Source organism: Streptomyces sp. NBC_00704, from assembly GCF_036226605.1.
Classification (GTDB): Bacteria; Actinomycetota; Actinomycetes; order Streptomycetales; family Streptomycetaceae; genus Streptomyces.
Window position 1 is genome coordinate 877,250 of the sequence record NZ_CP109000.1, and the last position, 12,771, is coordinate 890,020.

The following is a 12,771-nucleotide window of genomic DNA, read 5'->3' on the forward strand; positions in this document are numbered from 1 at the left end:
ACCCGTGGCGCCCGCTTCACACGAAGGAGTCCAGCGTGCACGATGAGCAGCCCTTGGACCGGGGAGCCTGGGTCGTCCTCGGCGGCGTCCACCTCCTCAACCGCACCGCGCCACGGCGCCCAGACGAGCCGATCGTCCTCGTACGGGTGCCACCGCAGGAGGTGTGCAGGCCGACCACCACCGTGGTCGTCCGCTGGAACGCGCTGGGGCCCTGCCCGGCCAAAGCGCTGCACCCCGGCGGGACCCGGCTCGGGGCGGCCAGGATCGACGGCGGCGAACTGTTCCCCGACGCCATCGCCGGCCCCGCCCTGCGCACCCTGGTCGGCACCGAGGCCGCCCCCAGCCTGGTGCCGCTGTGCTACCTGGCCGAACACCCTGGCGGCGGCTACCACGCGTACGCGCAGATCCGCTTCCACCCCGAGGACGCCTGCTTCGTCCGCACCACCCGAGAACCAGTCGGCCATGGCCCGGTCGAGGAGCTGCGCTGGCTCGGGCCCGTGCTGACGGCGCACGCCGAGTCGGGCACGGCGCTCAACAACCACCTGCGGTACTTCCGCAAGCACTTCTCCGGCACCGAGCTGGAGTTCAAGTACACCCTCGACCCGGCACCGGACATCTGGGCCGCGTCCATGGAACTGCTCAAGGCACTGCGCGACGGCAAGCTGGAAGGCTGCCGTCCGGAGTACCGGGAAGAGTTCCAGATCCACCACACCGAGAACCATCTGTTCGACGTCACCGGCCCCGAGCCCGAGATCGGCTACGCCTCCTTCATTCCCACCGTCACCGCCGGGCACGTGCTCAAGCGGAAGTGGTTCGCCGAGGACGCCTTCGCCCGCCGCGAGGAACTCACCTACGGCCTCGACATCGCCCCCGACCGCTTCGGGACGTTCCTGCGCGAGGACCTGGGCCTCCAGGTCCGGGCCATGCCGCCCTTCCAGCGCGTCCGTTACGACATCCAGTGCGAGTCGCTGCGTACCGGACACGTCTACGGCATCTTCTTCGACCGCTGCGCCCTCCTCGCGGCGCCCGACGTGGTGCTCTCCCAGTGCGAGCTGGAGTACCTCCGCTCGCGCAGCATCCTCGACCACGACGACGACGAGGTCCTCGTCGAGATGAAGCGGATCGACAGCTGGCTCTGCGAGTACCTCGCCAGTCACGGCTGGGCGGCCGAGCACACCTTCTACTCCAAGCGCAGCTTCCTTCGCGACGCCGTCGCCTTCTGCCCGGACCTCGCTGTGCCATGACCGGCCAGGCGGTCTCCGGCAATCCCCCGCAGGAGGTACCGCAACCCACATGAGTGATCGAACACAGCATCACAGCCCACCCTGCCCGGCCACAGAAGGAGAGGGCCCGGTATTCGAAATCAGGTTCTAGATTTCGCCCGCCTCCACCCGTTACGGCGACAGCAGACCCGCCGTTACCCGATCACCTGTCCGCATCTCACCCCGAGGAGCCCTCATGCATCCCGTACGCCGCACTGTGCTCGTTCGTCCTGCGTTCGAAAACACCGCTACCTCCTCGGGCGCCAGCCTTCTCGCCTCCGACCGCGCCGCCCTGCTCTCCGACGGATCACGACCGGATACGAGGTACCTGGCATGACGGACTCCACTCGCCTTCCCTCCCCGCTCCACGCCTGGGTGGGGAGCGTGCTGGGCCCCCTGGACGATGTGCGGGACGCCTCGCATGCCCGCGACAACTCACAGGTATGGAGGGTGACCGGACCCGCTGGCGACCACTACGTGAAAGTGGCGCCCAAGCCGATCCTCTACACGCGCGAGACCCGTGCCTACCGGCAGGCCGTTTCTCACCTCGGTCACGGCAATGCCCCGGTGCTGCGAGACAGTTCCGCGGAGCTGCTCGCCCTGATCCTGACCGCCGTGGACGGCGAGCCGTTGAAGGAAGAGGAGTCACCCGCGCGCCGCCGCTCGGCCCACCGGCAGGCCGGCCAGCTCCTGCGCCGCTTCCACGACGCGATGACCGGCACCCTCGACCAGCCGGAAGCCGGCGCAGTCGTCGAGAACACGGTGGCCGGCCTGGACAAGCACCTCGCCGAGGCCGGCGACCACCTGGCCGCTACGGAAGCCGACCTGCTGCGGCGCCTGGTGAGCGCGCTGCCCGGCTGCGGACCGCTACCGGCCGGGTGGCGGCACGGGGACTTCTGGGAGCGCAATCTGCTCTGGAACGGCCAACGCTGCGCATTGATCGACTTCGAGCGCAGCGAACCGGGTCCCTGTGTCGCCGACTTCGTCAAACTCGCCACCTCGCTGTGGCCTGATCGTCCTGAGCTGCGGACCGCCCTGTTCGAGGGGTACGGCCGGCCTCTGTCCGAGGCAGAGGAATACGCGCTGACAGCGTTCGCAGCAGCTGACGCCGCCAGCGCTCTCGCCTACGGTCCCCGGCACGGCGACCCGCTCGTGACCGCGCGCGGCCAGCGCACCGTCGAACGCCTGATGCAGGAGGGCCGTCTGTGAGCGACGCGCCTCACCTGCTGATCGCTGACGTGGCCCAGGTCCTGCTCCGTGCGAGCGGCGCCGCCCTGCGCGTATGTCGCAGACCGGACACGGCCATCGCACCAGGACAACTCACCGTCGTGGGTGGCCATCTGGAAACTGGCGAAACCCACGTACCCGGCGACGGCCCAGATCGGACACCGCCGTGTTCGTCGCCCAGTCGTGGGCGGGCGAGCCGCACAACGCCGAGCCGGACAAGTACGAAGGGCTGTTCTGGGTGTCGATGGAAAAACCCTCGCCGGACTGCCACTCCTACACCACCGCCATCTTCCACATGCTCACCCACGGCCCGTCATACCGGGCTCTCAACTGGCCGACGCAGGGAGGCACCGAGTGAAGCGATTCTTCGGCAAGGTCCGCATGGCGGAGCCCCAGGTCTCCGAGGCAGAACGCGAGCTCTTCGGCGGGCCGTTGCGCTACGACATGGGCTGGTCCCAACACGAGCACGCGGGCCTGGACTTGACCATGCGATCGGCGCTGCGACAGATGCCCAGACTCGTCGGCGCTGCCCTGCGGATGGCCTGGAGCGCGGATCGCCGCGCGCTCGTGGCGGTGGCGATCAGCGAACTCGGCCAGGGCATCGCCGCCGCGGTCGGCCTGCTTGCCATCAACGCGGTCATGCACGCGCTGTTAGGGGGCGGAGACGCTGTCGAGAGGCTGCACGCCTTGCTGCCGGGCCTGCTCGCCGCCGCAGGCGCCGCCGTCGTGAACTCCGCCCTGGCCGGCTGGTCGACCTCGCGGGCCGGCCGCCTTGAGCCGAAGGTCGAGCGGATCGCCACCACGCAATACCTGGCCGCGGCCACCACCGTTGAACTCGAAGCCATCGACGACCCGGAGTTCCGGCGTCTGATCGACATCGCCCAGTACGGGCCCGCCTCCGCGCGCCGCATGATCGGCGCCTGTGTCTCCGCGCTGAACAGCAGCATCTCGCTGATCGCTACGGCCGGTGTGCTCACCGTCCTGCATCCAGCGCTGCTGCCCATGCTGCTGGTCATCGCCGCGCCCCGCGGTTGGGGCGCCATGCGGGTGGCGCAGGAGCGCTACGTGTCGATGATGAGCTGGATCGAGCATCTGCGGGCCAGCCGCCTCATCGGCAACCTCCTCACCGAACGCACCGCCTCACAAGAAGTGCGCATCCACGCCGTCGGTCCCTTCCTCCTCGACCGGTACCGGCGCATGGCCGCCAGCGCAGAGGCGGAGCAGGAACGTCTGGCCTCCAGCAAGGCCGTCACCGAATGGGTCGCCTCCGCGCTGTCCGGGCTGGCGATGGCCGCCACCTACGGAACGATGATCTGGCTGGTCATGGCCGGTCACATGAGCCTCGCCGTCGCCGGCACCGCAGTGATCGCGGTGCGGACCGGGTCGGCGAGCCTGGGCGCACTGGTGATGAACATCAACCAGCTGCACGAAGAGTCGCTCTACGTGCGGGACCACGGACAGTTCCTGGTCGAAGCTGCCCAACGCGCCATCCCCCAGACCGGCAACCCCGTCCCTGACCAGGTCAAGCAGGTCTCCCTGGAACACGTCACCTACCGGTATCCCGACCGCGACGCACCGGCCTTGGACGACGTCACGCTCACCTTCCCCATGGGGTCGGTCACCGCCGTCGTGGGCGAGAACGGCTCCGGCAAAAGCACCCTGATGAAGATCCTGTCCGGTCTGCTGCTGCCTCACGACGGCACGGTGAAGTGGGGCGAGGCCGACATCTCCCAGCTGGAACGGGCTCAGGTCTTCCACCGCGTCTCCCTGCTCACCCAGGACTTCCAGCGCTGGCCCGTCACGGCCGCGATGAACATCCGCATCGGCCGCCCCGACCACGACGCCTCGGCCCACGACCTGCAGCAGTCCGTCGACTACGCCGGAGCCGGGCCCGTCACCGCCAAACTCCCCAACGGGCTGGACAGCATGCTCGGCCGCATGTTCCGCGGAGCCATCGAACTCTCCGGCGGGGAATGGCAGAAAGTGGGTCTGGCCCGCACCCACTGGCGTAGCTCAACATCGCAACTGGACAGCGTCCTCATCGTCGACGAGCCCACCTCCGCCCTCGACCCCGAAGCCGAGATCGCTGCCTTCGACCGCATCCGGCGCCTCGCCGCCCCGCACCGGGCCGTCGTCCTGGTCACCCACCGCATGTCCGGCGTCCGCCACGCCGACCACATCTACGTCCTCAACCAAGGGCGCCTCGTCGAGCACGGCATCCACGACAACCTCATGGCCTCAGGCGGGCGGTACGCCGCCATGTTCGCCACCCAGGCCGCCCAGTACGCCCCGACCCCGAACGTCCCGAAGCCTGCTTCGCCCAGCGTCTTAGACCAGGCATGACCCGCTCGACCGAAAGGCAGAGCATGTCCTCCTCTCTCCCTCCGTCAGCACGAGTTGCATCGCAGTCCGCCTTGTCGGCAGCGCAGCACGCCGCAACCCGGCACGCGGTGTGGCTCGGGGCCGCCGCGATCATCACCGACCAGGTCGGCCGCGTCCTGCTGGTCCACCCGACCTACCGCGAGGACGACCGGTGGCTGCTGCCCGGCGGAGTCGTCGAACCCGGCGAACACCCGCACGCCGCCTGCCAGCGCGAAATAACCGAGGAACTGGGCCTGGCGGACCTGACCCTGTCGGGCGTGCTTGCCGTCCACTCCCTCTCACAGCACCACCCAGACATCAGGCCCGCCGCGCCCTGCCCCGGAGAGATCCGATACGTCTTCGACGGCGGAACCCTCACCCTCGACCAAGCGAAGGTGATCCGCCTGCCTCGCGAGGAGCTGTCCGAGTACGCCTTCCTCGAAACCCGGGACGCGGTGCAGCAGCTGCGTCCCGTGGACGGGCAGATCATGCTCGCCGCCTACCGTGCCCGACTCGGGAACACCGCCACCGCTCACCTCGCCGACGGCCGGCACATCCTCGACGTCCCGGCGCTGGATCGCCATGACGTCCACGTCCGCTACCGGCCCATGTGGGACAGTCCCCTCAACCGTGGCCCTGTGCCCGAGCGGCTCCCCGTGCAGCAAGCCTGGGCGTGGTGCTTCGTTCCCGACGGCCGGGTCGCCCTCGTTGCCGACCCCGCCCCCCGGGGCGCCCTGCCCATGCTGCCAGGCGGCACCGTGGAGAAGGCCGATACGACGCCCGAGGCAGCCCTCCACCGCGAAGCCGCCGAGGAAGCCCAGCTCACCCTGACCGACCCGGTGCGACTGGGCTGGGTGCTCGACGAGACTGGCGAGGTCTACGGCGGGGTGGGGCCCAATGCCAGGCTCCGACTGGCCGCCCGTGTCACCGGCATCGGGCCGGCAGCCGACGACCCCGCCACCGGCCGCCCCTTCGCACGCCTGCTCGCCACCCCCGCCCAGGCAGCCGCCCTGCTCGGATGGGGCCCGCCGGGGGCGCGGCAAGCCCGCCTCGCCACTGAAACGGCCAGGGAGCGCTGGGGCCTGCCCACCGCTGGCCCCACCGCCATCGAGGAAGTCCCGGCGGAGGGGATGCAGCTGAGCTGAAGCAAACGCCCCCGCCTTGACTCGTCCCGCATCGCGCCCCTCTGAGGTACCCCCATGCCGCTGTCGCACCACCACATCCGCACCACCGTCGAGACCTACCTCGCTCGCCACCCTCACGAGCGACCACAGCTCGCCGGCCTCCTGGAAGCCCTCCACCGGCCCACCGACATCGCCAGCCGCTCCACCTTCTCCGGACACGTCACCTGCGGCGCCATCGTCGTCGACCCCCTCGGCCGCGTCCTGCACGTGCTGCACCTTGCGAGCGGGAAGGTACTCGCTCCAGGCGGACACGCCGAATCCGACGACCAGTCCCTGGCAGAGGCGACCCTGCGGGAGCTGCACGAGGAGACCGGGATCCCACCCCAGGCCGTGGCACCGTGGCCCGGCTACGAGGCCATGCCGTTCGACATCGACATCCACAACATCGACGCCCACCCAGGCAAAGGCGAACCCAGCCACCAGCACTTCGACTTCCGCTTCCTCTTCCGCCTACGCACCGCCACAGAGGTGCCCGTGGTGCTGCAGGAAGAAGAAGTCGGCGGCATCGAGTGGCGGTCCCTAGACAAGGTGGCCTCCCCCTCCCTGCGCGACAAGCTGCTCAAGCTCACGCCCGCCGTCGAACCGGAGACGGCCAACGCCTCCGCCCTGATCTACAACGACCGCGGTGAATACCTGCTCCACCTGCGCGACTACTTCCCCGGCCAGATCTGGGAGCCGGGCATGTGGTCGCTCCTCGGCGGCGGCCGAGAACCCCAGGACACCACCCTGGAACACACCGTGCGACGCGAACTCGACGAAGAAGCCGGACTGCACATCCCCGACCTGACCCCGTTCGGCACCGAGGAAGCGGTCGACGCCGCCGGCGCGACCCTGCCCATCGCCATCTACGCCGGCACCTGGAACGGCGACCCCCGCGAACTCCGCCTGACGGAAGGAGTGATGCTTGCCTGGTTCACTCCCGATGACCTCCACCGGCTGCGCATCACACCATCCACCAGCGACCTCGTGCGACGCCACGCCGCCACCTCCCCAGCCATCGCGTCCACTCTCACCTCGCACGTCGCCCACTCATCGGTAGCCGAGCGTCGACCGGCCTCTCCCAGCGGCACCGTCCCCAACGTGATCGGCGTCCACCTCTATCTGGAGCGCCCCGACGGAACAGTGCTGCTCGGGCTTCGCCACCCCGATTCCGCGTTCGCACCCTCCACCTGGCACACCCTGGCAGGCCACTGCGAGCAGGAATGCGCCATCACGTGCCTGATCAGGGAGGCACGCGAAGAGGCCGGCCTACTGATCGAGCCGCAGGACGTCGAACTCGTCCACGTTGTCCACCTCGTCGACCGGGTCGGGGACCAGCCTCGCCTGGGGCTCTTCTTCCGCGCTCGGGCCTGGAGGGGCGAGCCGCAACCATGCGAGCCGGCCAAGTGCACCGAGTGGAGATTCTGGGACCCGACCGCACTCCCGGCAGCCCTCGTCCCTTACACCCGGGGCGTCATCGAAGCCATCCGCGCCGGTCACCTCTACTCGGAGACAGGATGGGCATGAGCCACCGCCGCAAGCTCGTCGAGGCCCTCCGTCGCTGCATCCTCGCCTTGCGCCCGTGGGAACTGGCCGTCTAAGCCGGCACCCCGCCTGATCTCTATCCGTGTACCCGCCCCTGGCCTCGCCGTAAGGATGCGCCGTTGTTCACCACGCAAGATGAATGGAATCGCGGCTACGCCGAAGGCCGCCGTTACCGGCCCCTGGACGACGACGAGCGATCGTTGCTCGCCCAGCACGTGTCTGCTCCCGACGGCGGCCGAGCAGTCGACGTGGGATGCGGGACCGGAGAACTCGCCCTGCACCTGGCCTCCATGGGCTACGCCGTCGATGCCGTGGACTGGGCCAACGGCGCCTTCCCCAGTACCGACGCGCACCTCGACGATCCCTCCTACGGATCCGTCCGCTGGCAGCACCTGGACATCGAGCGTGCCAACCTCTCGAAACTGCAGGCGGACGGCTACGACCTGATCGTCCTGCGGATGGTGTACGCGTTCCTGCGCGACCGCACGCGCCTGACCCGCACTCTGGGCCGGCGGCTGCGCAAGAATGCTGCCCTCGTCGTCATCACACCGCTCGTCGCGACCACCCCAGCCAAACGACGGGCCATCGCCCTCGACGAGGACGAGGTCGCCCACCTGATGAGCATGTGGGACCAGGCACAACGCTTCGACGCGAACGGCATGGCCGTCCTGGTCCTGCGCGGGCTGAAGAAGCCCGCCGTGCAGATCACGAACACACCGTCCCTGCAGCCGACTTCGGTGGCCGAGGTGCACGCCGTGGTCACCGACGCCCAGGGCCGCGTCCTTCTGGGCCGCTCGCAACAGGGATGGGAACTGCCCGGCGCGTTGGCCCAGCCAGGAGAAGGATTTGAGCACACGGCGGTGCGCGCACTGGCCGAGCAGACCGGCGTGACGGCCGAACCGGCCGACGCGCACGTCCTCGGAGTGCACCTCGATGCCCCGGAGGGCCTGGCGCGGACGAGCGTCGTGGTCCGCATCTCGGCTCACAGCGAGCAGGTCCAGCCGCTGAAGCCGGAGGAGTTCGGGCACGTGGACTGGCGACCGCTGCACACCCTGCGCCGTCTGGACCGCCTGTCCGCCACCTCCGCACGGGCTCTGGACCTCATCTGGCCGGGGGTCCTGCCGTACGTGCCCTCCGCGCACATGTATCCGATCGACAACACCTGCCCGCCCGTGCCCGGCGAATCGCCAGAGGCGGTCGAGCGGCGCGAGCGCATGGCTGACCGGGTCATCGCCGGTGGCTGGGCCCCCTCCCTGCCGGTCCAGCAGGCGTTGCGTGCGGTGCCGCGCCACCGCTACACCCCCGAGAGCCCGCTGCGGACCGCCTACCACAGCGACTTGGCCGTGGTCACCGAGCACAACGACCTCGCCCAGGCGACCAGTTCCGTGTCCGCGGCCTGGCTCCAGGCCGACATGGCCGAGCACCTGCGTCTGGCTGAGGGGATGACAGTTTTTGAGGGCGGCTCGGGCGGCTACAACGCCGAGCTGATTGCGCACATTGTCGGCCCGGCCGGGCGCGTAATCACCGTCGACCTCGCCCCGTATGTCGTGCGCCGCACGCGGCGGCTGACCGCCGAGGCCGGCAGCGGTCGCGTCACCGCAGTGCTCGGCTCTGCCAGCGACGGCGCAGCCGAGCACATGCCCCGCGGCGGCTTCGACGCCTCGGTGATCACCTACAACTGCTGGGACATCGCCCCCGCTTGGCGCGACCAGCTCGCCGACGGCCGCTATCTCGTGCTCCCGCTGGAAGTCCACGGCTACACCCGCGCCATCGCCTTCCAAAAGCACGGCCCGGTGCTACGTGCCACGGACTTCCAATTCTGCGGGTTCGTCCGCGACCGCGGGCCCGCCGCCCGCACGGTCCCCACCGTCGACCTCGCCGAGGGCGAACCGCAACTGCAGTTTCCCGACGGCGTACCCGCCGAGACCACCGGTCTGGACGATGCCCTCGCGGGCCCGCGCAACGAAGTGGCCACGGGCGTGAGCATGGCCGGCAACGAGTCGTTCGAAACTCTGCAGCTCTTCCTCGCCACCACGCTGCCCGGCTTCTGCCGCCTCGCCCGCAACCGTGAAAGGGACAGCGGCATCACCGCACTGCCCAAGGGCTCGGACGCAGCCGCGATCACAGCCGACGGCTCCCTCGCCTACCTGACCCACATCCTCGTCCAGGACGGCCCCACACCCGATCAGCGCCGCTCGGAGTTCCTGGCCCACGGCTTCGGTCCATCCGGGCCCGCTCTTGCCGAACAGCTCGCGGCCGCCGTACGCCGCTGGGACATCCGAGAACGAGCGCACGGATACCCCGAGTTGGAAGTGCATCCTGCCGGAACCCCGGACGCCGAGCTGCCCGCAGGCCACGTGCTGGGCAAGACCCACAGCCGGCTCGTGTGGACGTGGCGCTCCGACGCCGCCGACACCCCGGCCCTGAACCGGAGAAGGTGAGCGCCCATGAGTGATCCGGTACCCGACCCGGTCGAGCCGCAGCACCGGCTGGGCCTGTACGAGCGTTACTACGCCCAGGTGGAATCCGGCCGCAAGACCATCGAAGTCCGGGTGCGCACGCCCCGGATAACAGGCGTCGCGGTCGGCGACGTGCTTGTGTTCCACGGCGAAGAGTCGGGGCGCGAACTCGACGTGAGGGCCTCCCGGATCACGCCGTACGCCTCGTTCGCCGAGCTGCTCGCCGCCGAGGACGTCGCCCGCATCGACCCTGACAGCACTCGCGCGGAGCAGCTCGTCAACCTGCGCCGTATCTACCCGCCGGAGAGGGAGGCGCTGGGGCCGCTCGCGATCGAGTTCGACCACCGGCCGGCACTCGCGGGGCAGCCCATGTCCCTGTCCGCCGAGGCGTACGTCCAGACCGTTCCGCACCACACGGTGTACGGCTGCTTCTACGTACGCGACGACCACGATCGGCCCGTCCAGTTGCGTTCGGTGTACGGCGGTCGACCCTGGCAGTTTCCCGGCGGGAACACGGATGCCGGCGAGGATCCCCTGGAGACCGCGCGCCGCGAGACGGCCGAGGAAACCGGGCTCCACCTCGGCCGGGGCCAGCTCCGTCTGCTGCTGACGCACTACCTCCACCCCGGGCCCCGCTGGCCCATGGGCAAGATCGGCTTCATCTTCGACGGCGGCACCCTCACCGCTGAACAGCTGCGGCAGATTCGCCTCGATCCGGCCGAGCACGACCTCTGGGCGATCCACGGCCTCGACGAGTGGCGACGCCTGATGGGCAAGGAGGCGTTCGCCCGCCTGGAGGCCGTCGAACGGGCTCGCGCCGGTAGCGGCCCGCAGTACCTCGTCACCGGTCCCGCCTGACCCCACCCCTCCCCTTTGGAGTTTCCATGTCCGTCGAGGCGTCCCCCAACCCCGAGACCTGGACTGCCTACGGCCAGTTTCAGCTCGACCGGTCCTACATGCCGCCCCTACCCGAACAGCTGCGCTGGGGCTTCTGGGACGGTGTCGGCCCCGGAGACGACGTGCTCGGCCCACTGGCCGGAAAGCGAGTCCTGGACATCGGATCCGGAGCCGGCCACTACGCCGTCCACCTCGCTCAGGCCCACGGCGCAGTCGTCGATGCGGTCGAACTCTCGCCCACCCAACATCAACGCGCCACCGGACACTTCGGCGAAGTACCCGGCGTCCGGTTCCTGAACGCGGACGTGATCGAGCACCTTCAGCAGGCGCAGCCGTACGACGCGGCGTACGGCATCTGCACGCTCGCCGGAATCGACCCGCACATCGCACTGCCCGCGCTGCGCGACGGATTGCTCCCCGGCGCCCCGCTCGTCTTCTCCACGCTGCACACCAACTGGCACGGCCACGGTCCCTCCGCCACCGTGGCCCCGCGCGAGGAGACGGTCGGCCTCAAGGGAATGGAGCCGCTACCGCTGCAGACCTGGGTACTGACCGCACAGGTGTGGGAAGACCTCCTGACGGACTACGGATTCACGGTGGAGGCCATCACTCAGCTCCGTGCGCCCGAGCCGGACAACCCCGTGATCTGCCAGCTCATCCAAGCCCGGCGCAGAACCTTCCTCCCCACGCAGATCACCAGCCGCCCCCGCACGCATCGCCCGCCCGTCCCGCACGCGGCGATCGGCGTGGGCGCCATTGTCCTCGGCGCCCGCGGTCTGCTCCTGGGCCGCCACCAACGCGGCACCCTTGAGCTGCCGGGCGGATCCGTTGAGGCCGGCGAATCACTGGAGGAGACGGTCGTGCGTGAGCTGGCCGAGGAGGCCGGCCTGTCCGCGCGTCCCGAGGACGTCACCCTCCTGGGCACCCTCGTCGATCGCGTCGGAGACGTCGTACGCGTCACCGTGGGCGCCCTCGTCACCGCCTGGCAGGGTGAACCCGATACCCAGCCGGACGAGAGCATCGGCGACTGGGCCTGGTGGCCGCTCGACGAACTGCCCGACGGACTGTTCGAGTGCAGCGCCCAGATCCTCGCCGCCTGGCGCCCCGACCTGCCCATCGACCATCCCCCGGCGCACTTCACCCCCTACGTCCGCCATACGACACCCTCGTCCGACTCGGGACGCGCAGGTACATGAACCCGCCCCCGCGTACGAGCCTGTGGCGGCACCGCGACTTCCGCCTCTACTGGACGGGCCAGGCCAGCGACGTGCTCGGCTCCTCGCTCAGCTCTGTGGCCATCCCACTGGTCGCAGTCATCACGCTGCACGCCACGACGTGGCAAGCCGCCATCCTCGCAGCCGTACAGAAGACGCCGCCCCTGCTGTTCTCACTGCCGGCCGGAGCCTGGTGCGACCGCGTCCGCAAGCGCCCCCTGATGGTCGCCACCAGCCTGGTCTGCGCAGTGGTGATGGGATCCATTCCCCTGGCAGCCGCCTGCGACAGGCTGACGCTCGCCCAGCTGTGGGGGGCGGCCTTCGTGGTCGGCTCCTGCCATGTGGTGGGCATGTCGGCGAGCCTGTCCTACATCCCCCAGCTCCTGCCGACGGACCGGCTTCTGGAAGCCAACGCCAAACTGGCCAGCGCCAACACTCTGGCCGACATCGGCGGCCCGGCCCTCGCAGGAGCACTGACCGGAGTGATCGGCGCCGCCCGCTCGGTCGTCGCGGACTCCGCCTCCTACCTCGTCACCGCCTGGTGCACCCTGCGCATCCGCACCCCCGAGGCCGCCCCGCACCCGCGCGCAGAAACCCCGTCACTGCGCCGGGAGATCCGGGCCGGCCTCGCCTACACCTGATG

The 12,771-nt window shown here is 69.8% G+C and carries 10 protein-coding genes; all 10 read left to right on the forward strand.

Annotated features, from left to right (window positions below; genetic code table 11):
• Nucleotides 1-35: 35 nt before the first annotated feature.
• On the forward strand, nucleotides 36-1,244 hold the full coding sequence (locus OG802_RS03715; RefSeq protein ID WP_319648330.1) for a hypothetical protein: 1,209 nt from the start codon (nucleotides 36-38) through the stop codon (nucleotides 1,242-1,244).
• Between the two features lie 351 nt (nucleotides 1,245-1,595).
• Complete coding sequence (locus OG802_RS03720) at nucleotides 1,596-2,471, forward strand: aminoglycoside phosphotransferase family protein (RefSeq protein WP_329407195.1); 876 nt, start codon at nucleotides 1,596-1,598, stop codon at nucleotides 2,469-2,471.
• A 184-nt stretch (nucleotides 2,472-2,655) separates the two neighbouring features.
• Nucleotides 2,656-2,847, forward strand: coding sequence for a hypothetical protein (locus tag OG802_RS03725; RefSeq protein ID WP_319648332.1), 192 nt, complete (start codon nucleotides 2,656-2,658; stop codon nucleotides 2,845-2,847).
• Nucleotides 2,844-4,832, forward strand: coding sequence for an ABC transporter ATP-binding protein (locus OG802_RS03730; RefSeq protein WP_329407198.1), 1,989 nt, complete (start codon nucleotides 2,844-2,846; stop codon nucleotides 4,830-4,832). The genes OG802_RS03725 and OG802_RS03730 overlap by 4 nt, the downstream gene beginning before the upstream one ends.
• Before the next feature lie 71 nt (nucleotides 4,833-4,903).
• On the forward strand, nucleotides 4,904-5,995 hold the full coding sequence (locus OG802_RS03735) for an NUDIX hydrolase (protein WP_329407200.1): 1,092 nt from the start codon (nucleotides 4,904-4,906) through the stop codon (nucleotides 5,993-5,995).
• A 54-nt stretch (nucleotides 5,996-6,049) separates the two neighbouring features.
• On the forward strand, nucleotides 6,050-7,540 hold the full coding sequence (locus OG802_RS03740; RefSeq protein WP_329407202.1) for an NUDIX hydrolase: 1,491 nt from the start codon (nucleotides 6,050-6,052) through the stop codon (nucleotides 7,538-7,540).
• Between the two features lie 137 nt (nucleotides 7,541-7,677).
• Nucleotides 7,678-9,999: a methyltransferase, FxLD system gene (gene fxlM / locus OG802_RS03745; RefSeq protein ID WP_329407204.1), complete on the forward strand. Its 2,322-nt coding sequence runs from the start codon at nucleotides 7,678-7,680 to the stop codon at nucleotides 9,997-9,999.
• Between the two features lie 6 nt (nucleotides 10,000-10,005).
• Entirely contained in the window at nucleotides 10,006-10,875 is an 870-nt protein-coding gene (locus OG802_RS03750; RefSeq protein ID WP_329407206.1) for an NUDIX domain-containing protein, read from the forward strand.
• A gap of 26 nt (nucleotides 10,876-10,901) precedes the next feature.
• Nucleotides 10,902-12,110, forward strand: a complete 1,209-nt coding sequence (locus tag OG802_RS03755) for a bifunctional class I SAM-dependent methyltransferase/NUDIX hydrolase (protein WP_329407208.1) — start codon at nucleotides 10,902-10,904, stop codon at nucleotides 12,108-12,110.
• The gene (locus OG802_RS03760) at nucleotides 12,107-12,769 is read left to right on the forward strand and encodes an MFS transporter (RefSeq protein WP_329407209.1); all 663 of its coding nucleotides are present in this window, start codon (nucleotides 12,107-12,109) and stop codon (nucleotides 12,767-12,769) included. Before OG802_RS03755 ends, OG802_RS03760 begins: the two co-directional genes overlap by 4 nt.
• The last annotated feature ends 2 nt before the right edge of the window (nucleotides 12,770-12,771 follow it).

Excerpts from the sequence above, each read along its gene's own strand:
- OG802_RS03740 (WP_329407202.1), top strand. The coding sequence starts at position 6,050 with ATGCCGCTGTCGCACCACCACATCCGCACCACCGTCGAGACCTACCTC.
- OG802_RS03755 (WP_329407208.1), top strand. The coding sequence starts at position 10,902 with ATGTCCGTCGAGGCGTCCCCCAACCCCGAGACCTGGACTGCCTACGGC.
- OG802_RS03750 (WP_329407206.1), top strand. The coding sequence starts at position 10,006 with ATGAGTGATCCGGTACCCGACCCGGTCGAGCCGCAGCACCGGCTGGGC.
- OG802_RS03760 (WP_329407209.1), top strand. The coding sequence starts at position 12,107 with ATGAACCCGCCCCCGCGTACGAGCCTGTGGCGGCACCGCGACTTCCGC.
- OG802_RS03720 (WP_329407195.1), top strand. The coding sequence starts at position 1,596 with ATGACGGACTCCACTCGCCTTCCCTCCCCGCTCCACGCCTGGGTGGGG.